We start from the raw sequence: 20515 nt of genomic DNA, 5'->3' as shown, positions 1-20515 counted from the left end.
TTATTCTTGAACGCTCAAGTTTAGGGCTTTATCTTCAGGAATGCTAACCTGTAACTGCACCAAGCGGCGACGGTCAGCGGTTCGAACTTTAAAGTGATAACCTTCAATATCAATGCTTTCACCACGCCCTGGCAAGTGGCCAAAGGCATGAGTGACTAAACCGCCGATAGTATCCACTTCATCATCGCTAAAATCACTGCTGAAGTAATGATTGAAATCTTCAATATCGGTGAGTGCATTAACGGCAAAGGTTTTGTCATTAATTCGGCGAATATCATCTTGCAAATTTTCTTCGTTAGCAAATTCATCTTCGATATCACCAACGATAATTTCTAGGATATCTTCAATGGTAACTAGGCCCGATACTCCACCAAATTCATCAACCACGATCGCCATATGGTAGCGTTCGCTACGAAACTCTTTTAGCAGTTTGTCGATACGTTTGCTTTCTGGTACCACCACCGCGGGTCGAATCACTTGAGCTAGCGGGGTTTTTCCGCCGCCTTCTTTAAAAGCATAATAGAGTAAATCTTTAGCCAGTAAGATGCCTTCAATATGATCTTTGTCTTCGTTTATCACCGGAAAACGGGAGTGACGAGCATCGGTAAGTGTAGGTAAACTTTGGGCAATGGTTTGGCTTATGTCTAAGGTAACCATTTGCGAGCGGGGGATCATGATGTCTCTAACGCGTTGGCTTGATACATCTAATACACCTTCAATCATCTCTCGGGTGTTTTGGTCGATCAATTCTCTTTGATTGGCATCTTGAATTACTTCTACCAATTCCTCTCTACTCTTCGGCTCGCCTTGTACTAGCTGAATTGCTCGTTCAATCCAACTTTTCCTGACAGAGCCGGTGCTCGAGTGAGGGTTGTCGTCGCTCATATACGTTGTTTTACCTAATCAATTAATAAGGGTTGCTGATACCAAGTTTGGTCAGCACTGCTACTTCTAATGCTTCCATCTCTTCAGCTTCTTGATCGTCTATATGATCATAACCTAGCAGATGAAGGCTACCATGTACAACCATGTGCGCCCAATGATCAAATACAGCTTTTCCTTGTTCTTCCGCTTCTTTTTCGACGACTTGCCGACAAATAACCAAATCGCCTAATAATGGTAAGGGTACACCTGCTGGAGCCTGAAATGGAAACGACAGTACATTGGTGGGTTTCTCTTTACCACGATATTGATGATTTAAGGCTTGGCTTTCAGCTTCGTCAACAATACGAATAGTGAGTTCGGTATCTTCATCTTCCTCGACTAAAGTTGCATGAAGCCATGATTCAAATGCGGTAATAGTGGGAAGATTCTCTTCATCGCCACTGGCAATTTGTAGGTCAACAATTGCCATTTTATTCTCCACCGCTTTGACTAAGCTTTTGGGCTGCATCGCGGCGTTGTTTCTGTTTTTCTTCAGCGATACGATCGCGCTCATCTTGTTGCTCATACGCTTCTACGATGGCTGCAACAATTGGGTGGCGAACCACGTCAGCCGCTTGAAAAAAGTTGAAGCTTAAGGCTGGTACATCGCTTAGCACCTCAATGGCGTGGCGAAGACCTGATTTTTGATGGCGAGGTAAGTCAACCTGAGTGATATCACCGGTAATCACCGCTCTAGAGTTAAAACCAATTCGGGTTAAGAACATTTTCATTTGTTCCACCGTGGTGTTTTGGCTTTCATCTAAGATGATAAACGCATCGTTTAACGTTCGACCACGCATATAAGCCAGTGGCGCGACTTCAATGACGTTTCTCTCTATGAGCCGTTCTACTTTTTCAAAACCTAGCATTTCGAACAGCGCATCGTAGAGTGGGCGTAAGTATGGGTCCACCTTCTGGCTTAAATCACCGGGAAGAAAACCGAGTTTTTCACCTGCTTCTACTGCAGGACGCGTGAGCAATATTCGGCGAACTTCTTGGCGCTCTAGCGCATCAACGGCACATGCTACTGCTAAGTAGGTTTTACCGGTACCCGCAGGGCCAATACCAAAGGTGACATCATGCCCTAGCATGTTGCCAATATAGGTGGCTTGATTTGGGGTGCGTGGCTTAATCACGCCACGTTTGGTTTTTATGTTTAACTGTTTACCATAGTGTTGGCTATCGTCGTCATCTTGATCTAACGCTCGGCTCTCTTGAATGGCCAAGTGCACCTGCTCAGGGCTAAGCTCTGGAATATCGCCGCCTTTTAACGGAGCAGTTTCCAGGTACAAACTGCGTAATATACTGGCGGCAATTAAACACATACCATGGCGACCAGTGATTTGAAATTCATTATTGCGATAACTAATTTCAACCCCTAAACGGCGTTCTAATTGCTTTAAGTTATCATCAAGTGGGCCACATAATTGAGCCAGACGGGGACCGGAAGCGGGTTCCAGGTAAATCTCAATAGAATTGATTTTATTACTCAAATTGTTTTATGGGCTGGTTTAGCTAAAACCAGCCAACTCCTTAATAGTTTTGCAAATGCGCGACTAGGGGGTAAAGCTTGCCACACCTAAGTGGTCTGCTTGCCCATCCGCTTTGTCGATAATAGTGGCAGGAGCCACATCATTTCGCAACTTCATTTGTTGTTCTGTTCTTAGCAAGTTACCGCGAAGAGAGTGGGCGAATACTTCAACAATTTTCACATCGACAAATTGGCCAATGGTATCGTGGCTACCCTCGAAATTAACCACACGGTTATTTTCAGTGCGTCCGCGCAGTTCCATTGGGTTTTTCTTTGACGGGCCTTCAACCAAGATACGCTGTTCGCTATCGAGCATACGGCGACTAACCTGCATAGCTTGTTGGTTAATACGCTCTTGTAGAATGTATAAGCGTTGTTTCTTTTCTTGTTCGCTTACGTCGTCTGGCAAGTCAGCTGCAGGTGTACCTGGGCGAGCGCTATATACGAAGCTGTAGCTCATATCAAAGTTGATTTGTTCTATTAACTTCATAGTGTCAGCGAAGTCTTCGGTAGTTTCACCTGGGTAGCCAACAATAAAGTCAGAGCTTATTTCAATGTCAGGGCGGGCTTTACGTAGCTTGCGAATAATAGATTTATATTCAATGGCTGTATGGCCACGCTTCATTAAGTTAAGAATACGGTCGGCACCACTTTGTACAGGCAGGTGCAAGAAGCTGACAAGCTCAGGGGTATCAGCATATACCTCAACAATATCGTCGGTGAATTCAATCGGGTGGCTAGTGGTAAAACGGATGCGGTCGATACCGTTAATGCTGGCCACGTAACGCAGTAATTCAGCAAAACTACAAATATTGTCGTCGTGAGTAAGGCCTCGGTAAGCGTTGACATTTTGACCTAACAGATTTACTTCGCGCACACCTTGATCGGCTAAAGACGCTATTTCGTAGAGCACGTCGTCTAGCGGGCGGCTCACTTCTTCACCGCGAGTATAGGGGACTACGCAAAAGGTACAGTACTTACTACAGCCTTCCATTATAGATACAAACGCGGTAGCGCCTTCAGCGCGAGGTTCCGGCAAACGATCAAACTTCTCAATTTCAGGGAAGCTTACGTCGACGACGGATTTCTCGCCTCCTCTTACTTGTTTAATCATTTCAGGTAAACGATGCAGAGTTTGTGGGCCAAACACGATGTCTACGTAGGGTGCGCGTTCGCGGATCGCTTTACCTTCTTGGGAAGCTACGCAGCCACCTACGCCAATCACTAGCTTTGGATTTTTTTGCTTTAGCGTCTTCCAACGGCCTAATTGATGAAAAACCTTCTCTTGAGCTTTTTCACGAATAGAGCAGGTGTTTAGTAGTAATACGTCGGCTTCATTGGCTTCTTCTGTCAACTGAAAACCATGGGTCGCATCCAGCAGGTCGGCCATTTTAGACGAATCGTACTCGTTCATTTGGCAGCCCCAAGTTTTTATATGCAGCTTATTTCCCATTGTTTTACTCTTTATTACATCGCTAAAAAAGGACGCGTATTTTACTGGTTTAAAGTTTCGATGACTAGAGACAATCATGCTGTTTACCATAAAAAGACTAAAAAACGTTCGCTTGGGCTCTCTGGCCATCTGATTCACAATTATTCCTTAGCTGATTCGCATCCGCTTAGGGCTTCGGGTTAAACTTCAACTAAATATCTAACCTGGTTTGAACGGTAGTGGAAAATTTTGACGTTATTGTAGTGGGAGGGGGCATGATCGGTGCAGCCAGTGCCCAAGGTTTTGCACTGCAAGGTCTATCGGTCTTGATGCTAGAGTCTTTTCAGCCGAAAGCCTTTGAGCTTAGCCAAGCGATGGACCTACGTGTTAGCGCGATTAGCCAAGCGAGCGTTAGCTTGCTTAAAAAGTTGCAAGCCTGGCCTGCGATAAATGCGATGCGATTATGCCCCTACCGGCAGTTGCAGGTATGGGAAGACCCCCAACATAAGTTAATCTTTGATTCTGCCCAGCTGGATTTACCTGAATTAGGTTTTATGGTTGAAAATCGAATAATCCAATTGGGGCTTTGGCAAGTCGCTCAGCAATCGGGGGTCACTTGTAAAATTGCTAAGCAAAGCCGATTACTGAGTAATCACCCCGAAGGTATTGTGTTGGCGGCAGACGATACCCAATATAGTGCCAAGCTTATGGTGGTAGCCGACGGGGCTAATTCAACCATGCGCCAGCAACTTGGTGTAGGCATTAGTGCTTGGGATTATCGCCACGATTGTTTGGCCATCAATATTAAGTTGGATGCACCGCAGCAAACGGCGACTTGGCAACAGTTTTACCCGACTGGCCCTCGCGCTTTATTACCACTAGCCGATCAACATGCGGCATTAATTTGGTATGACGCTAAAGACACGATTCGTGGTTTAAAACAGTTAAATAAAGCGCAGCTTAAGCAACGCATTGACGCTGAGTTTCCGACACTACCAGGAGGTTTTGAGATACTGGCTAGTGCCAGTTTCCCTTTAACTCGACGCCATGCCGCCAGTTACGTCAAACACAGTGCGGTCATTATTGGCGATGCTGCGCATACTATTAATCCGCTGGCGGGGCAGGGGGTAAACCTCGGCTATCGTGATGTGAAGTGTTTAATAGAGCAAATTGAACACTGTGGTCTGGATGCTAAAGCAAAGGCTTTAAGGCGCTTTGAAGTGCGTCGTCGTCCCGATAACCTCGTCATGCAAGGTAGCATGGACATGTTCTACTTGTTATTTTCAAATTCGTTATCGCCGTTACAGCGTTTCCGAAAGCTAGCCATTAAAGTCGTACAAGCTAGCGGACCTATCAAAGATCAGGCCTTAAAATATGCGCTGGGCGATCTTTAACTAATCTTAGCTCTGGACAATAATGGCTTGTCCTATTTTTGAGTTGTGCTTAAGCAGATACAATCAAGCGATAGATATGCAAACCTGCTCGATGCAGGTTTTTTTATTGACGGTGAATTGAAACAAGAAAAAAGGCCTGCTAAAAAGCAGGCCTTTTAAGGTGGCAGGGATAGCTGGATTTGAACCAACGAATGGCGGCATCAAAAGCCGCTGCCTTACCGCTTGGCGATATCCCTACAAAACTCTTTGAATTGGGTTCTTCATTAAAGAAGAATGGTGCGGAAGGAGAGACTTGAACTCTCACACCTTGCGATACTAGAACCTAAATCTAGCGCGTCTACCAATTCCGCCACTTCCGCACGAAATACTTCTTAAAACTAATGGTGGCTATGGCGGGACTTGAACCTGCGACCCCAGCATTATGAGTGCTGTGCTCTAACCAGCTGAGCTACATAGCCATTTGTATCTTCACTCGGTAAAGTTACAAATTTCTCGGCAGGGTTAGCAAATTCTAGTCTACGACATAGTACTTACTGTCTTACCTGGGCAAATGCCCTATTCAGTTACTGCTTCCCAGATTATAACCTGAGCACAATAAAAGTGGCAGGGATAGCTGGATTTGAACCAACGAATGGCGGCATCAAAAGCCGCTGCCTTACCGCTTGGCGATATCCCTGCAGAAACTTAACATCGAAACTGCGTTTCGATGGCCTTCACTGTAAAGTGTAGACCGACAACTAAGAAAGCGAATTCTTGTTGTTTAACTCAAGTATAACTACTCAAGCCTAAAATGGTGGCAGGGATAGCTGGATTTGAACCAACGAATGGCGGCATCAAAAGCCGCTGCCTTACCGCTTGGCGATATCCCTACAAATTGTATCTTTCATAAAGAAAGATGGTGCGGAAGGAGAGACTTGAACTCTCACACCTTGCGATACTAGAACCTAAATCTAGCGCGTCTACCAATTCCGCCACTTCCGCAAATTTTACATCAGACTCTTGGTAGTGAGAAAGATGGTGGCTATGGCGGGACTTGAACCTGCGACCCCAGCATTATGAGTGCTGTGCTCTAACCAGCTGAGCTACATAGCCTTGTGAACGACGCTTTGCGTTGTTAACGGCGCGTATTATGCGTATCAGACCTAGGAGCGTCAACCGTTTTTTTGCCAAAAATCCGCAAAAAAGTCTGTTTGCACACTTTGTGTACGTGGTGATGGCCGTTTGTTCAGTTTGTCTGGTTGCTTTATACACAACTTTGTTGAAGGCTTTCAACTTGCTTTAAAAATAGCGGGTTGTTTAGCCGCTAAACAGGGCTTCTCAGTGTTCACTAAATAGTGCTATTTAACGTGGTGACTTAATGTGTAGAAATAGGCGCGGTGGGGCGGGCAATGCCTTACTGGTGAGCATTGAGATTAACATCGCTGTTTGGCAGGCAGAAATAAAAAAGCCAACACTTAAGTTGGCTTTTATTTTTAGCTTAGCGCTTATACGTTAAATAAGAAGTGAATAACGTCACCGTCTTTAACGACGTAAGTTTTGCCTTCTTGGCGCCATTTGCCAGCAACTTTAGCGCCAGACTCGCCTTTATGCTCAATGTAGTCGTCGTAACCAACAACTTCGGCGCGAATATAGCCTTTTTCAAAGTCGGTATGAATTTTACCTGCAGCTTGAGGGCCGGTGGCACCAACGGGCACTGTCCAAGCGCGAACTTCTTTTACGCCGGCTGTGAAATAAGTTTGCAAGTCGAGTAACTCGTAACCGGCGCGAATGACACGGTTTAAACCTGGCTCTTCTAAGCCCATTTCATCCATGAATTCTGCTTTTTCATCAGCGTCTAATTCTGCGATTTCACTTTCAATTTCGGCACAAACCGCCACCACTACAGCATTTTCGCTAGCGGCAATTTCTTTTACTTTATCTAAGTAAGGGTTGTTTTCGAAACCGTCATCGTTAACGTTGGCGATGTACATCGTCGGTTTAGCGGTTAAGAAGTTCATATAAGCAATAGCTGCTTTTTCTTCTTTGCTTAAATCTAAACTACGTAGCATTAAATCTGCTTCTAGATGTGCTTGGACTTTTACCAACACTTCTGACTCAAACTTGGCTTCTTTGTCGCCGCCTTTAGCTTTTTTGGCAACGCGGATCTGGGCTTTTTCACAGGTATCTAAGTCAGACAGTGCTAGCTCAGTATTAATGGTGTCGATGTCTTCTGCTGGGTCAACTTTACCCGATACGTGCACAATGTTGTCGTTTTCAAAACAACGAACAACATGGCCAATGGCATCTGTTTCACGAATGTTAGCTAAAAATTTGTTACCTAAGCCTTCACCTTTAGATGCGCCCGCAACCAAACCTGCAATATCTACAAATTCCATGGTGGTGGGTAATATGCGCTGTGGGTTTACAATTTCAGCCAAGGCATTTAAGCGCTCATCAGGCACGGGTACTACGCCCGTATTTGGCTCAATAGTACAAAATGGAAAGTTAGCAGCTTCAATGCCGGCCTGAGTCAGAGCGTTAAAAAGGGTCGACTTGCCCACGTTTGGCAAACCAACGATGCCACATTTAAATCCCATAATAATACCTATTTGTTTAAGGGGCTTAGCCCGCTTTGTAACTATGTAATCGATTCATTGCTTTGCTTAAACCATCTTTAAGCAATACATCGGTACTGCGCACCGCTTCATCAATTGCATCATCAATTAGTTCTTGGTCGCTTTTAGGTGCTTTACCTAATACGTAACCTGAAACACGATCTTTATGACCTGGATGTCCAATACCAATCCGTAAACGATGAAAATCTTTGTTATTACCAAATTTACTGATGATATCGCGCAAACCGTTATGTCCGCCGTGTCCACCACCTTTTTTAAAGCGTGCTACGCCAGGGGGTAAATCAAGTTCATCGTGAGCAACCATGATCTGCTCAAGTTCGATACGATAAAATTTAGCCAAAGATGCAACGGCTTTGCCGCTGAGGTTCATAAACGTTGTGGGGATCAATAAACGTAGCTCTTGGTCTGCCAGCTGAATTCGCCCGGTAAGTCCAAAATGTTTACTGTCTGGTTTTAATTGGGTGTGATGATTGTTGGCTAGTTGCGTGACTAACCATGCGCCAGCGTTATGGCGGGTGGCGGCATATTCGGGGCCTGGATTACCCAGACCCACGAGTAAACGAATATCGTTTATCACTATTCTTCTGAAGCTGCTGCTTCTTCAGAATCGTCAGCTTCTTCAGACACGCCTTTAGGAGTAGTAATAGATACTACAGCTTGGTCGTGGTTTTCACCTTTAGCTAACTCAACTGATGTAACGCCAGCAGGTAGCGTGATATCAGAGATGTGTAGTGAAGCACCTAGTTCTAGGTTCGCTACATCTAGCTCGATGTACTCAGGAAGATCTTTAGCTAGACAGCTAACTTCAATCTCTGTCGCCAAGTGATGTACTTTACCACCATTTTTAACCGCTTCTGCAGTGTCTTCGTTTAAGAAGTGAATAGGCACGGCTTTGTGGATAGCTTTAGTATTATCAACACGTTGGAAGTCAATGTGTTGTACACGTGGCTTGTAGGCATGACGCTGCATGTCTTTTACTAATACGTCTACGGCTTCGCCAGCAACGTTTACAGTAATAATGCTAGAGTAAAACGCTTCAGCTTCTTGAGCCTTCATCACATGGCGTTGCTCAAGAGTGATTGATACAGGCTCTTGGCCAGCACCGTATACGATAGCAGGAACTTTATCAGCGTGACGTAGGCGGCGGCTCGCACCTTTCCCTAGGTCTGTACGCAGTTCAGCGTCAAGTTTAATGTTAGACATTTGTGTTTCTCCAAATAAATTAATGAGGCTAAAGTTTCGCGACCAAACTCTAACCAGTACCTTGTTGATTTGGTGAAAAAGTGATTAACACCTAAGCACTTCAATTCAAAAGGCGCGGCATTCTACCATTGACGTTTTTGAAAGCCAATAAAAAAGCGCGGTAATTCACATTACCGCGCTTTTAAATCAATCTTTATTTAATGCTGTTTAGAACATTGCAGATATTGATTCTTCGTTACTCACGCGACGAATAGCTTCAGCTAGCATTGGTGCCAATGATAATTGACGTACTTTTTCAACATTACGCATTTCATCAGACAGTGGGATTGAGTCAGTAATAATAACTTCATCTAGTGCTGATTCTGTGATGTTTTGTGCTGCATTACCTGAAAAGACAGGGTGAGTTGCATAAGCAAATACCCGCTTAGCGCCCTTGGCTTTAAGCGCTGCTGCTGCCTGGCATAGGGTACCGCCAGTATCAATCATGTCATCAACCATGATGCAATCACGACCATCGACATCACCAATAATGTTCATTACTTGGGCTACGTTGGCACGTGGACGACGTTTGTCGATAATCGCTAAATCGCTATCGTTTAGCATTTTAGCGACTGCACGAGCGCGCACTACACCACCAATGTCTGGCGATACAACAACCGGAGATTCTAGATTTCTGTCTAGCATATCTTGCAGAAGTACTGGGCTACCAAATGCGTTGTCTACCGGTACGTCGAAGAAACCTTGGATCTGTTCGGCGTGAAGGTCAACGGTTAGTACGCGGTCAACACCCACACTAGATAGGAAGTCTGCTACTACTTTTGCAGTAATAGGCACACGAGCACTACGAGGGCGGCGGTCTTGACGAGCATAACCAAAGTAGGGGATTACCGCAGTAATACGACCCGCAGAGGCACGGCGTAGAGCATCAACAATAACAATCAGCTCCATTACGTTGTCGTTGGTTGGAGCGCAAGTGGATTGGACAACAAAGATGTCTCCACCACGAACGTTTTCGTTGATTTGTACACTAATCTCGCCATCACTGAATCTACCTACTGAAATATCACCTAGGGTGGTATAAAGGCGATCAGCAATACGCTGGGCAAGTTCGGGCGTGGCGTTACCGGCGAAGAGTTTCATGTCTGGCACGATGGAAACCTCAGATTTATCGGGTCAAAAGAGCGTTACGTTTTTTAGGGCTTAAGAATGTTATTTCTTAGGCCCCAGCTGTGTTTGTGAGTGTTTTTTCGTTAGTCAATTGCTGATGAAGCGGCGATTGATTACAGGCTTTACACACAAAGCCGGATACATTTTTTGGACGTTTCGCCAGTACTGACAAGGCTTCACGCTCATTGTCAAACGCGGCGAATACACAAGAACCTGTCCCAGTCATTCTTGACGGCGCGTATTCTACCAACCAGCTAAGAGCTTGTGCAACCTCCGGATAAACTTTAGCCACAATTTCTTCGCAATCATTTTGCCAATTAGCCTTTGATAATTGTTGCCAAGTTCTCTTAGGGCTTGTTCTGGTTAGGTCTGGGTGGCCAAAAACGCTTTCAGTAGAAACATGAACATCTGGATGCAAAACAACATACCAAGGTTCATCCACGGTTACCGATTGTAGTTTCTCACCCACACCTTCTGCAAAGGCACTATGACCATGAATAAAAATAGGCACATCAGCGCCAAGTTGCAAACCCAAGCGGGCTAATTGTTCAAGGTTTAATTGGCAGTCCCATAGTTCATTTAACACCAGTAACGTGGTAGCAGCGTTTGATGACCCCCCACCAATGCCTCCACCCATAGGCAGGTGCTTTACCAGTTTAATGTCGACACCTTGAACAATTTGGCAATGCGCCTTAAGTAGCTTAGCGGCTTTAACCACTAAGTTATCATCATTAGGAAAATCTAATTCGCAACTTAGCGAGATAGTATCTTGCTTGTTTACGGAGAAATATAAATGATCGCAGTAGTCGACAAACTGAAACAAGGTTTGTAGCTCATGGTAGCCGTTAGCTTGTTGGCCATTGACATATAAAAATAGATTGAGCTTAGCGGGTGATAGCCATGGGCCGCTTGAAAGTTGCTTAGTCATTGATTTGCCATTTATGAATATTAATTTTCAAAAGGTTTTCAGCTGAACGCATTTCCATCTGCCTAGGCAATAGATAGCTTTGGTACTGACCGTAATTTAGGTAACTCACTGTCCACTGTTGTTTGGTAGTAAAGCTAGCTAAGCGATGTTGTGGATTCAGTTGATAGTCATTCTGGGTTGGAATACCCAGTAGCCAACTAGGGAGTTGCTCAACCGGGACTTGCCAACCCGTCAAGCGGTTAACCAATTGCTGAGCATCATTGCCGGTGTATTCTTGGTCTTTGGTTTTTACCCACACTTTACCGGGTTGGTAATGCAGCTCGATGGCTTGAATACCTAAAGGCCCATTGATTTTTAGTATGCTGCGTTGGCCGTCTTGTTGCCAAAATAAGTTAGCTGCTTGGCGTGTGGTGTCGCCTATAAAGGCTATTTTTCCACTGAGCTGCCAGTGCTGATGCTGATTTAGCGCTGCTAAGTGCCGCTCCCATTCACTATCAACCGTGCTGATCGGCGGTGGTGTTGTACAGGCTGTTATGGTGCAAGCGAGCAAAATGATTATAAAGAGTTGGCGCACAATAAATCCGTATTTTTTTTGCAGTATAAAAGCTCTACTGGGTGGCTGTAAATTCTTTAAAGCTAAAGATGTGTCCCCTTGTCACAGCAAAATTAGCTAATTGAGGCGGGTTAGGGCGGGAGTTTCTTTTATTTGCCCCTATATTCCCGTACAATTTGGCTCTTTATTTATTTGGATACGGCGCGCAACAGCCCCACAACGATGACTCTGTTAGTTCTAGGAATCAATCACAAATCAGCCCCCGTTAACTTGCGAGAGAAAGTGGCGTTTAGTCCAGAGCAAGTAAACCAGGCGCTTAACCATGCGGTTTCTGCGCTTGGTGTAGAAATGGTGATTGTATCTACCTGTAATAGAACCGAGCTCTATTGCCACATTGTTGAAGCCGAAACCGATGCAGCGGCTGTGGTGCAGTGGCTGATTAATTATAAAAACCTCGAGCAAGCTGAGGTTCTTCCGTGCCTTTACCAATATCATCAGCAAACAGCGGTGGCGCATTTGATGCGTGTGGCCAGTGGTTTAGATTCGTTGATTCTAGGTGAGCCACAGATTCTTGGCCAGATTAAACAAGCCTATACCGAATCGCGAGAAGCTGGCGCGGTAGGAAGTGTACTTGAGCGTTTTTTTCAGCGCGCTTTTTCGGTAGCCAAACAGGTTAGAACAGATACCGATATTGGGGTGAATGCGGTATCTGTAGCGTTTGCAGCTGTCAGTTTGGCAAAACAGATATTTGATGATTTGAGCCAGTCTAAGGTTCTTCTAGTTGGTGCTGGAGAAACGATTGAACTGGTGGCTAAGCACTTGGTCGATCAGGGCGTTAAAAAGCTAATGGTGGCCAACCGCACGGCTTCACGGGCTAAGTTGTTGGCTGAGCGATTTGCTGGCGATGTTATTACCCTAAATGAAATACCCGACCATTTAGCTCATTACGACATTGTGATTAGCTCAACGGCAAGTCCTTTGCCCATTATAGGTAAAGGCATGGTAGAAACGGCCCTTAAAAAACGGCGTTTCCAGCCGATGTTTTTGGTTGATATAGCGGTACCTCGAGATATTGAGGAGCAGGTAGGAGAGCTGCGTGATGCCTATTTGTATAGCGTTGATGATTTGCAGGGTATTGTTGAGCAAAATATGGCATCACGCCGAGAGGCAGCCGAACAAGCCGAGCTGATTGTTACAGAACACTGTGAAGCGTTTATGGGGTGGTTGCGCTCGCTTGAGTCGGTAACCACTATTCGTGATTATCGAAGTCACAGTGAACGGGTACGTGATGCAGCAGTAGAAAAAGCCTTAGAATCGTTAGCCAACGGAAAAGATCCGGCACTGATTATTCGCGAAACGGCCTTCCAGCTTACTAATAAATTAATCCATGCTCCCACCGAAGCTATAAATAAGGCTGGGCGTGATGGTCGCTTAGAAGAATTAGCGGTAATACGTGAGGCCATTGGCCTAAGAAAATAACCCGATTGTTGATGATGTTTCGTTGCTAATTGTTAGCGGACGGAATGTTGCGTTGAAAGAGAGAAAGCATGAAAGCGTCAATTATATCTAAACTTGAAACCTTGCAAGAGCGTTATCAAGAAGTACAAGTATTGCTTGGTGAGCCAGAGGTAATCTCTGACCAAAATAGGTTTAGAGGTCTCACTAAGGAATACTCGCAATTAGAAGAAGTAGTGGTTTGTTTTAGCGCTTACCAACAAGCTCAAGAAAACTTCGATTCAGCGAAAGAAATGCTCAATGATGAAGACCCTGAGATGCGTGAAATGGCGCAAATGGAAATTGACGAAGCTAAAGAAAGCATGACCAAGCTGTCTGAAGATTTGCAATTACTGTTGTTACCTCGTGATCCTAACGACTCTCGAAGTATCTTTTTGGAAATTAGAGCCGGGGCCGGCGGTGATGAGGCGGCTATTTTTGCCGGCAATTTATTCCGTATGTACAGCAAGTTTTCTGAGCAGCAAGGCTGGCGCATGTCGGTAATGTCTAGCAACTCAAGTGAGCAGGGCGGTTATAAAGAACTGATTGCTAAAATTGACGGTGAAGACGTATATAGTTTAATGAAGTTTGAATCTGGCGGTCACCGTGTTCAACGTGTTCCTGAAACCGAATCACAAGGGCGAATTCATACCTCGGCCTGTACCGTGGCGGTCATGCCTGAAATTCCAGAAGCAGAACAAATTGAAATTAACCCAGGTGACTTGCGCATCGATACCTTCCGAGCTTCTGGAGCGGGTGGTCAGCACGTAAACAAAACCGATTCGGCTATTCGTATTACCCATATCCCCAGCGGCGTGGTTGTGGAGTGTCAAGAAGAGCGCTCGCAACACAAAAACCGCGCTAAAGCGATGTCGGTATTGTCGGCACGCCTGCAAGCGGCTGAAGATGATAAGCGCCGCGCGGAAGAAACCAGTATGCGCCGTGACTTAGTCGCAAGTGGTGACCGTAGTGAACGTATTCGTACTTATAATTATCCGCAAGGGCGAGTGAGTGACCACCGAATTAACCTAACACTTTATCGTTTAAACGAAATCATGGAAGGTGAATTGCTAGCATTGTTGGATCCTATTCAACAAGAATTCCAAGCTGACCAGTTGGCAGCATTGGCCGAAAATGAAGGATAAGTATCCTTCTATTGCTGAGGCGCTCAATTGGGCTAGAGAAAAGCTTCACTTGGGTGAATCTCCACAAGTGGATGCTAAGGTATTGTTGCAGCATGTATTGGGTTGTGAACCGGTATATTTGTTAACTTGGCCAGAACGCTGTTTAACAGAGCTTCAATGGCAGCAATACCAAGACTTACTGGAAAAGCGAGAGGCTGGGCAACCAGTCGCTTATCTCATCGGGCTACGCGATTTTTGGTCGCTATCCTTGAAGGTTTCTCCAGCAACGTTGATTCCACGCCCAGATACTGAAGTTTTAGTAGAACAAAGCCTAAAGAAAATCGTTAACCTCGCCGATACAGAAATCGTAGACTTGGGTACCGGAACGGGTGCCATTGCATTGGCGATAGCAAGTGAGTGCCCCTTAGCGAAGGTTTACGCCAGTGATTTACGTGAAGATGCTGTGCAGTTAGCGCGGGAAAATGCCAGTAGTTTGCATTTGTCTGAGGTAGATATACGACAAGGATCGTGGCTTGAGCCGTTTTCAGGTCAGACGTTTGATTTGATAGTGAGTAATCCACCGTATATCGACCCGCAAGATCCGCATTTATCTCAGGGTGATGTGCGATTTGAGCCGATAAGCGCCTTGACCTCTGAGCAAAACGGTTTAGCCGATATTAAACATATCATCGATACTGCGACTGACTACTTAAAAGCTGGCGGTTGGCTGTTACTGGAGCATGGCTATGACCAAAAACAAGCTGTACAGCAGTTGTTAGATAAGGCCGGTTATAGCCAAATCTTTACTGAGCAAGACTATGGTGGAATGGACCGAGTAAGCGGCGGTTGTTATTTGGTCTAGCCATTAGCAACGAATAACAAAAATAGATTTATTAAAGGAAAGAGATGCAGTGATTTTTCGCATTTTAGGTCTTGAAGAAGAAATCTCTGGTCAGTCTTTTGCGCTGGTAAGAAAAACCTTGCACAGGCTTTGGTTAGATTGGCTAAAACTCAATCCTATCGAAGACTCTCCCGAGCAACGCTTTGAACAACTAAAAAACCTGTTTTATAAAGAGTTAGGTTTTAGTAGTGATTGGCAGAGTTATTATCACAGTAAAAATTCCCTGATTAGCGATGTACTGTCGCGTCGTTGCGGTAATGGTACGAGCCTATCGGTGCTGTTACATTACTTCGCGCGTAAACTCGATATTGAGTGTCACGCGATAGCATTTCCAGCGCAAACCATTCTGGCGTTTAGTCTAGGCACAAAGTGTATTTATTTTGATGCGTTTTCAGCGGAACAAAAAACCGTCGCTCAACTAGAGGTGATCCATCGTGGCCATAAAGGGAATCTCGCTCGCTTGTTAAGCGATAACCTAGAGCCGATGTCTTCTGCCGACATGACGAAACGTTGGCTTGGTGAACTAAAAAGTGCGTGTTTACGCGAAGATGAATTTGAGCGGGCCCTTCAAACCTCTCAAATCCTGATTAGACTCAAACCTGGTGACCCCCATGAGATGCGTGATAGAGGTTTTATCTATCAGCAGTTAGACTGTAATAGTGTCGCTATTAACGATTTTGAATATTTTATTGAACAGTGTCCAGATGATCCTTTATCGAAGATACTAAAAGTGCAGATCCATACGATGGACTCTCAACCTGCAATTTTGCATTAAGAGGAACAGCATGCAGCAAAAAACAATTAACGTAGGCTCAATTAAAGTAGCCAATGATGCCCCATTTACTTTATTCGCGGGTATGAATGTACTTGAGTCTCGTGATTTGGCCATGCAAATTGCCGAGCATTTTGTTGAAGTCACTACCCGGCTTGGTATTCCCTATATTTTCAAAGCATCATTTGATAAAGCCAACCGCTCTTCTATTCATTCATACCGCGGGCCGGGTATGGAAGAAGGCTTACGCTTACTGGAAGAAATAAAGCAGCAGTTTTCTATTCCGGTGATTACGGATGTGCATGAAGTTGCTCAAGCTGCCCCTGTCGCTGAAGTCGCTGATGTTATTCAATTACCCGCATTTTTGGCTCGTCAAACAGATTTAGTTGAAGCGATGGCCAACACGGGAGCGGTAATAAATGTTAAGAAGCCACAATTTTTGAGCCCTTCTCAAATGGGTAATATTGTTGATAAATTTGCTGAGTGCGGTAATAACAACATTATTTTATGTGAACGTGGCAGTAACTTTGGTTACGACAATTTGGTCGTGGATACCCTCGGTTTCGGCACTATGAAGAAGGTGAGCAATGGTTCACCGGTTATCTTTGATGTGACCCATGCTTTACAGTGTCGCGATCCATTGGGCTCGGCCTCTGGTGGGCGCCGTGAACAAGTGGGTGAGCTAGCTAAAGCGGGAATGGCGACTAGCTTGGCAGGCCTGTTTCTTGAAGCGCACCCTGATCCTGAAAATGCGCGATGTGATGGACCAAGTGCATTACCGTTATCTAAGTTGGAACCTTTCTTGACTCAGATAAAAGCACTGGATGACTTGGTGAAGTCTTTTGATCATTTAGACACTCATTCCAAATAAGATATTTATCTATAATGATAATTTTAAGTTTCCCTAAGCTTTTTCTCTTGTTAGGGTAAACAGATAGTGAGGCTGTAATTGTCGCTGCAGCCCTTAAGTTTGATTCAACGAGTGGAAGCAATATGTTAAAACGAGCCTGGCGCAGTGGATTTTTGTTGGTGGCTATAGCTTATCTCAGTGGGTGTGCTAACACCTCGAGTCAAGCCCTGCCAACGATAGTATTAGCAACGCCTCTGCAAGTTGACTACCAGTCTGAAAATGCCTTAGCCCGCTTAGGGCAAATGTTAAATTCTGGAGAGTACAACCAAGAACAAACAGCCCAGTTGTTTTACGAACGAGGCATTGTGTTTGACCGAGTCGGTCTTCGAGCACTGGCTCGCTTTGACTTTAAACGGGCGGTGCAATTAAAGCCCAATTTTGTTGAGGCCTATAACTTCTTAGGGGTTTACTACACTTTGGCCGAAGATTTTGATAGCGCTTTTGAATCTTTCGATTCTGCCATTGAACTCGCACCCGATTACAGCTTTGCTTACTTCTACCGAGGCATTGCGCTTAATTACGCGAACAAGCCTGAGTTGGCGGTAGTCGATGTTGATTATTATGCTGATCAAGCGCCCAATGACCCCTACCGCGTTTTATGGCGATACCTGATTCAACAGGAAACAGACGCCCCTAAAGCACAGCAAGAGTTAGACCTAGCCTTCGAGACCTATAAAACCGATGACTGGGGCTGGCAAATCGTACGTTTATACGCGGGCGAAATCACTCAACAACAATTTTTAACTGAAACGGCGAACGTGGATGGTAATAATCGTGATTTAGCAGAGCGTTTATGCGAAGCCTATTTTTATATGGCAAAGTTAGAGCAGCAGGCAGGCAATCACCCATTAGCCAGTAGTTACTTTAAGTTATCGTTGGCAAATAATGTGTATGATTTCGTAGAGCACCGTTTAGCCTTGTTTGAATTAAGTCGTTACGAGAGCCAAGCTCAGTTGGCTCTGTAGGGCTTAATCTTATTCTTGTTGATTTCTTATGCCGGCAATTTGATGCCAGTAACCGTTGACACTATCGGGTGTTGGAAAATGCTCGGTAGATTGGTTACGACGGCGAAAGGCTTCTAAATGTTCTATGCTTTCTTCGCCCGTTGGGCTAATGCGCACGATATCAACTAAGCCCTGCATACTTTGCTGGTCGTTGATTAAGTTGTAACAATCTCCAGACATAGTCTGAATACCGTTTAATACAAATAACGATTGTCCCTCTTGGCTATCGACTTGGCGACCATTAGGGTATTTGATACAACAGGTTTCACAATCGTCTTTACTCTTGCCTTCCGATTGCGCGGTAAAACAACGTGCAGAGTAGGCTAGCGGTAAATGACCGTAAGCAAAGACTTCTATTTCAAAGCGATCGCGAATACCCATTTCGTTGCATTCACTCACCAGTTTTTGTAGCCAATCACGGGAAAGCTCTACCGGCATCACCCAGCGTTGCATCCCTTGCTTTAGTAATACGTTCAGGGCATAGGCATTGTAAATATTAATGGCGGGCCCACACACAAAAGGCAGCCTAGCGTTATGCGCTTCTTCAATGGCACTAAAATCGTTAGCCTCGATAATAAAGTCGCCATTGTCGATGAGTTTTTTTAGGTTTCTAACCTCTGATGGCGCTTCCAATAGGGCCATCGTTGAAATGACCACTTGCTTACCCGCTTGGTGCAGTTGTTTGGCTAAGTCTATCCAATCATTGGCTTTCATATTGCGGCGTTTGCTACATACCGTTTCGCCGATATAGATTATGTCAGCGCTGCTGGCTTTAGCGAGATGATAAAATTCTTCAATTTGTTGATTTGGCCAGTAATATAAAATTGGCCCTAATGCATACTTCATAATATACCTTCTGTTACTGCCACGCCTTGTGATAGGCGCCTAAGGTCGTTTGGCTACCTTCCGATAATTTGGATAGTTGGCTCATCCAATGGTTTTTCGCACTAAATTGCTCGGGATTGCTTTGATAACTATCAATGGCTTCTCGCCATACTTGAGTCACTTGTGCGACATAAGCAGGACTGCGCTGACGACCTTCAATTTTCACTGCTGAAATATTAGCGGCAAATAGTTCTGGTATCAGCTCGATGGTATTTAAACTGGTGGGTTCTTCCAGCGCGTGTGAGCGCTGACCATCAATGTCGAAACGTCCTTTACAAAGCGTTGGGTAACCGGCGGTTTCGTTGGGCCCGTAACGATCAATTAAGATATCATTTAAACGTGACTCTAAGCCTTGCTCGGTTTCTTGCCAGCGAACATAAGATGCCGGCGAGCAGGCGCCTACCGTATTGGGCGACTCGCCAGTCAGGTAGGATGATAAATAACAGCGACCTTCAGCCATGACACAGAGGCTACCAAAAGCAAATACTTCCAGTTCCATGTCGGGACAAGCCCGAGACAGTTGCTTTACTTGGTGAATGGATAACACTCTAGGCAATACCACCCGTTTCACATTGAAATTTCGCTGATAAAAAGCAATCGCAGAAGCGTTGGTCGCCGAGGCTTGCACCGACAAATGAACAGTAAGTTCTGGGTAATTTTGTTGGGCATATTCTAATAAAGCTATATCCGCCAAAATCACCACGTCAGCACCGATAGCGACTGCGCGGTCAATGGCTGCGAACCATAGGTGTTGTTGTTGCGGATGGGCAAAGGTATTAATGGCAACATGTAATTGACGGCGGTGTTGTTTTAGGTAGTCAACCGCTTTGTCCAATTTTTTACCTTCAAAATTTAGACCTGCAAAGTGACGCGCGTTGGTCGCGTCTTTAAAGCCGATATAAATAGCATCGGCACCGTGGTCCACCGCAGCTTTTACCGCAGGCAATGAACCTGCAGGGCATAGTAATTCCATAAGTCCTTCAACTGATGAGTTTTTTCATCATTCTACTGGGCTTAGTTCCAATGGATATTGACTCAGAGCAGGTTTGGCTTAGGCAAACTTAAGTAAACTTGAGCCCCAATGCGATTATTTTTTATGAGGTACCTAGGTGCTAGATAGCTTGAAGAAATCTTTAGTGAAAGATATGCCACGAATCTTAAGTATCCCCGCTAGATACTGTCCATTTGCTATTCAGAGCTATGCCTTAGAAAAGGCGCTTAAATTGGCATTTGCCGAAGCCATTGACGATGGGGACCTCGCTTTTCTAGAGAATCGCTGGTTAAAGGTTGAAGTCAGCGATTTATCGGCGAGTTGGTTTATTACCTTTGAAGCACAGCAACTCAAAGTAAAATCTGTTGTTGAACATGCAGACGTGAGTTTCTCTGGTAACTTAAATGAGTTTGTTTTGCTAATGGGTCGTCAGGAAGACCCTGATACGCTGTTTTTTCAGCGCCGTCTTAGAGTAGAAGGTGATACTGAGCTGGGCTTGGAGCTTAAAAACCTACTGGATAATTTAGATTTTGACAATTTACCGGATTGGTTGAGTGATAGCCTCCAGAAAAGCGCTGGCTTAGTCGCTAAATATCAAGCTGCTTGAACGACTAATACTCAATTAGCAAGCGCTTAAGTGCTTGCTAATTATCAATATATAGAATCTCAACACGCAATTATTGTTAA

At 44.8% G+C, this 20515-nt stretch carries 21 protein-coding genes and 7 tRNA genes; 9 read left to right on the top strand and 19 right to left on the bottom strand.

The genetic code is table 11. The features are described 5' to 3' along the window. From corC to miaB, 4 genes are all read right to left on the bottom strand, one after another. Complete coding sequence (gene corC / locus ACVFI8_RS03510) at positions 1 to 885, bottom strand: CNNM family magnesium/cobalt transport protein CorC (RefSeq protein ID WP_248714815.1); 885 nt, start codon at positions 883 to 885, stop codon at positions 1 to 3. A 22-nt stretch (positions 886 to 907) separates the two neighbouring features. After that, positions 908 to 1354 (bottom strand): rRNA maturation RNase YbeY, encoded by a 447-nt coding sequence (ybeY, locus tag ACVFI8_RS03505; RefSeq protein ID WP_248714816.1) that lies wholly within the window; start codon positions 1352 to 1354, stop codon positions 908 to 910. A gap of 1 nt (position 1355) precedes the next feature. Beyond that, positions 1356 to 2417 (bottom strand): PhoH family protein, encoded by a 1062-nt coding sequence (locus ACVFI8_RS03500; RefSeq protein ID WP_248714817.1) that lies wholly within the window; start codon positions 2415 to 2417, stop codon positions 1356 to 1358. 63 nt (positions 2418 to 2480) lie between these two features. Beyond that, entirely contained in the window at positions 2481 to 3908 is a 1428-nt protein-coding gene (gene miaB / locus ACVFI8_RS03495) for a tRNA (N6-isopentenyl adenosine(37)-C2)-methylthiotransferase MiaB (RefSeq protein WP_248714818.1), read from the bottom strand. 218 nt (positions 3909 to 4126) lie between these two features. Between miaB and ACVFI8_RS03490 the strand changes: the two genes are divergently transcribed. Beyond that, on the top strand, positions 4127 to 5281 hold the full coding sequence (locus ACVFI8_RS03490; RefSeq protein WP_457873050.1) for an FAD-dependent monooxygenase: 1155 nt from the start codon (positions 4127 to 4129) through the stop codon (positions 5279 to 5281). Between the two features lie 161 nt (positions 5282 to 5442). Here ACVFI8_RS03490 and ACVFI8_RS03485 read toward each other — a convergent pair. From ACVFI8_RS03485 to ACVFI8_RS03455, 7 genes are all read right to left on the bottom strand, one after another. Then, positions 5443 to 5517, bottom strand: a tRNA-Gln gene (locus tag ACVFI8_RS03485). Between the two features lie 38 nt (positions 5518 to 5555). Further along, positions 5556 to 5640 (bottom strand) — tRNA-Leu (locus tag ACVFI8_RS03480). A 22-nt stretch (positions 5641 to 5662) separates the two neighbouring features. Continuing rightward, positions 5663 to 5739, bottom strand: a tRNA-Met gene (locus ACVFI8_RS03475). 143 nt (positions 5740 to 5882) lie between these two features. Continuing rightward, positions 5883 to 5957 (bottom strand) — tRNA-Gln (locus ACVFI8_RS03470). Positions 5958 to 6075: 118 nt separating this feature from the next. Continuing rightward, positions 6076 to 6150: transfer RNA gene (locus tag ACVFI8_RS03465), tRNA-Gln, on the bottom strand. Between the two features lie 27 nt (positions 6151 to 6177). Then, positions 6178 to 6262, bottom strand: a tRNA-Leu gene (locus ACVFI8_RS03460). A gap of 34 nt (positions 6263 to 6296) precedes the next feature. Further along, positions 6297 to 6373: transfer RNA gene (locus ACVFI8_RS03455), tRNA-Met, on the bottom strand. Positions 6374 to 6638: 265 nt separating this feature from the next. On the opposite strand from ACVFI8_RS03455, the gene ACVFI8_RS03450 reads away from it, so the two are divergent. Continuing rightward, on the top strand, positions 6639 to 6776 hold the full coding sequence (locus ACVFI8_RS03450; RefSeq protein ID WP_248714820.1) for a hypothetical protein: 138 nt from the start codon (positions 6639 to 6641) through the stop codon (positions 6774 to 6776). Here the strand turns inward: ACVFI8_RS03450 and ychF are convergent. From ychF to lolB, 6 genes are all read right to left on the bottom strand, one after another. Continuing rightward, positions 6766 to 7857 carry a redox-regulated ATPase YchF gene (gene ychF / locus ACVFI8_RS03445; RefSeq protein ID WP_248714821.1) on the bottom strand — a complete coding sequence of 364 codons (1092 nt, stop codon included), beginning with the start codon at positions 7855 to 7857 and terminating at the stop codon, positions 6766 to 6768. The two genes, ACVFI8_RS03450 and ychF, sit on opposite strands and share 11 nt — an antisense overlap. A gap of 25 nt (positions 7858 to 7882) precedes the next feature. Continuing rightward, on the bottom strand, positions 7883 to 8473 hold the full coding sequence (gene pth, locus ACVFI8_RS03440; protein WP_248714822.1) for an aminoacyl-tRNA hydrolase: 591 nt from the start codon (positions 8471 to 8473) through the stop codon (positions 7883 to 7885). Next, a complete protein-coding gene (locus ACVFI8_RS03435) occupies positions 8473 to 9099 on the bottom strand; it encodes a 50S ribosomal protein L25/general stress protein Ctc (protein ID WP_248714823.1) in 627 nt (208 codons plus the stop codon). Before ACVFI8_RS03435 ends, pth begins: the two co-directional genes overlap by 1 nt. 207 nt (positions 9100 to 9306) lie before the next feature. Beyond that, positions 9307 to 10248: a ribose-phosphate pyrophosphokinase gene (locus ACVFI8_RS03430; protein ID WP_248714824.1), complete on the bottom strand. Its 942-nt coding sequence runs from the start codon at positions 10246 to 10248 to the stop codon at positions 9307 to 9309. Between the two features lie 67 nt (positions 10249 to 10315). Further along, positions 10316 to 11194 (bottom strand): 4-(cytidine 5'-diphospho)-2-C-methyl-D-erythritol kinase, encoded by an 879-nt coding sequence (gene ispE / locus ACVFI8_RS03425; protein WP_248714825.1) that lies wholly within the window; start codon positions 11192 to 11194, stop codon positions 10316 to 10318. Continuing rightward, complete coding sequence (gene lolB, locus ACVFI8_RS03420; RefSeq protein WP_457873049.1) at positions 11187 to 11768, bottom strand: lipoprotein insertase outer membrane protein LolB; 582 nt, start codon at positions 11766 to 11768, stop codon at positions 11187 to 11189. Before lolB ends, ispE begins: the two co-directional genes overlap by 8 nt. A gap of 201 nt (positions 11769 to 11969) precedes the next feature. Between lolB and hemA the strand changes: the two genes are divergently transcribed. The 6 genes from hemA to nlpI all read left to right on the top strand — a co-directional run bounded on the left by hemA (position 11970) and on the right by nlpI (position 17913). After that, on the top strand, positions 11970 to 13226 hold the full coding sequence (hemA, locus tag ACVFI8_RS03415) for a glutamyl-tRNA reductase (protein ID WP_248714827.1): 1257 nt from the start codon (positions 11970 to 11972) through the stop codon (positions 13224 to 13226). 68 nt (positions 13227 to 13294) lie between these two features. After that, the gene (gene prfA / locus ACVFI8_RS03410) at positions 13295 to 14386 is read left to right on the top strand and encodes a peptide chain release factor 1 (protein ID WP_248714828.1); all 1092 of its coding nucleotides are present in this window, start codon (positions 13295 to 13297) and stop codon (positions 14384 to 14386) included. Next, on the top strand, positions 14376 to 15227 hold the full coding sequence (gene prmC, locus ACVFI8_RS03405; RefSeq protein ID WP_457873048.1) for a peptide chain release factor N(5)-glutamine methyltransferase: 852 nt from the start codon (positions 14376 to 14378) through the stop codon (positions 15225 to 15227). The genes prfA and prmC overlap by 11 nt, the downstream gene beginning before the upstream one ends. A 49-nt stretch (positions 15228 to 15276) precedes the next feature. Beyond that, positions 15277 to 16041, top strand: a complete 765-nt coding sequence (locus ACVFI8_RS03400; protein WP_248714830.1) for a SirB1 family protein — start codon at positions 15277 to 15279, stop codon at positions 16039 to 16041. A 10-nt stretch (positions 16042 to 16051) separates the two neighbouring features. Further along, complete coding sequence (gene kdsA, locus ACVFI8_RS03395) at positions 16052 to 16909, top strand: 3-deoxy-8-phosphooctulonate synthase (protein WP_248714831.1); 858 nt, start codon at positions 16052 to 16054, stop codon at positions 16907 to 16909. Positions 16910 to 17031: 122 nt separating this feature from the next. Next, positions 17032 to 17913 carry a lipoprotein NlpI gene (gene nlpI, locus ACVFI8_RS03390; RefSeq protein ID WP_457873047.1) on the top strand — a complete coding sequence of 294 codons (882 nt, stop codon included), beginning with the start codon at positions 17032 to 17034 and terminating at the stop codon, positions 17911 to 17913. Positions 17914 to 17922: 9 nt separating this feature from the next. On the opposite strand, the gene ACVFI8_RS03385 is transcribed toward nlpI, so the two are convergent. Then, positions 17923 to 18798: a U32 family peptidase gene (locus ACVFI8_RS03385; RefSeq protein ID WP_248714833.1), complete on the bottom strand. Its 876-nt coding sequence runs from the start codon at positions 18796 to 18798 to the stop codon at positions 17923 to 17925. A 13-nt stretch (positions 18799 to 18811) separates the two neighbouring features. Continuing rightward, positions 18812 to 19810 carry a ubiquinone anaerobic biosynthesis protein UbiU gene (ubiU, locus tag ACVFI8_RS03380; protein ID WP_457873046.1) on the bottom strand — a complete coding sequence of 333 codons (999 nt, stop codon included), beginning with the start codon at positions 19808 to 19810 and terminating at the stop codon, positions 18812 to 18814. Positions 19811 to 19958: 148 nt separating this feature from the next. Between ubiU and ubiT the strand changes: the two genes are divergently transcribed. After that, positions 19959 to 20435 carry a ubiquinone anaerobic biosynthesis accessory factor UbiT gene (gene ubiT / locus ACVFI8_RS03375; protein WP_248714835.1) on the top strand — a complete coding sequence of 159 codons (477 nt, stop codon included), beginning with the start codon at positions 19959 to 19961 and terminating at the stop codon, positions 20433 to 20435. The last annotated feature ends 80 nt before the right edge of the window (positions 20436 to 20515 follow it).

The organism is Agarivorans sp. MS3-6, assembly GCF_054112545.1.
The sequence above is the reverse complement of the archived record's forward strand: the minus strand, read 5'-3'. Positions and strand labels throughout refer to the sequence as shown.

What these genes read in the sequence shown, in the direction of transcription:
- corC (WP_248714815.1), bottom strand. Translation starts at nt 885, where the DNA reads ATGAGCGACGACAACCCTCACTCGAGCACCGGCTCTGTCAGGAAAAGT.
- ybeY (WP_248714816.1), bottom strand. Translation starts at nt 1,354, where the DNA reads ATGGCAATTGTTGACCTACAAATTGCCAGTGGCGATGAAGAGAATCTT.
- miaB (WP_248714818.1), bottom strand. Translation starts at nt 3,908, where the DNA reads ATGGGAAATAAGCTGCATATAAAAACTTGGGGCTGCCAAATGAACGAG.
- ACVFI8_RS03450 (WP_248714820.1), top strand. Translation starts at nt 6,639, where the DNA reads ATGTGTAGAAATAGGCGCGGTGGGGCGGGCAATGCCTTACTGGTGAGC.
- ychF (WP_248714821.1), bottom strand. Translation starts at nt 7,857, where the DNA reads ATGGGATTTAAATGTGGCATCGTTGGTTTGCCAAACGTGGGCAAGTCG.
- ACVFI8_RS03435 (WP_248714823.1), bottom strand. Translation starts at nt 9,099, where the DNA reads ATGTCTAACATTAAACTTGACGCTGAACTGCGTACAGACCTAGGGAAA.
- ispE (WP_248714825.1), bottom strand. Translation starts at nt 11,194, where the DNA reads ATGACTAAGCAACTTTCAAGCGGCCCATGGCTATCACCCGCTAAGCTC.
- hemA (WP_248714827.1), top strand. Translation starts at nt 11,970, where the DNA reads ATGACTCTGTTAGTTCTAGGAATCAATCACAAATCAGCCCCCGTTAAC.
- prfA (WP_248714828.1), top strand. Translation starts at nt 13,295, where the DNA reads ATGAAAGCGTCAATTATATCTAAACTTGAAACCTTGCAAGAGCGTTAT.
- prmC (WP_457873048.1), top strand. Translation starts at nt 14,376, where the DNA reads ATGAAGGATAAGTATCCTTCTATTGCTGAGGCGCTCAATTGGGCTAGA.
- kdsA (WP_248714831.1), top strand. Translation starts at nt 16,052, where the DNA reads ATGCAGCAAAAAACAATTAACGTAGGCTCAATTAAAGTAGCCAATGAT.
- nlpI (WP_457873047.1), top strand. Translation starts at nt 17,032, where the DNA reads ATGTTAAAACGAGCCTGGCGCAGTGGATTTTTGTTGGTGGCTATAGCT.
- ACVFI8_RS03385 (WP_248714833.1), bottom strand. Translation starts at nt 18,798, where the DNA reads ATGAAGTATGCATTAGGGCCAATTTTATATTACTGGCCAAATCAACAA.
- ubiU (WP_457873046.1), bottom strand. Translation starts at nt 19,810, where the DNA reads ATGGAATTACTATGCCCTGCAGGTTCATTGCCTGCGGTAAAAGCTGCG.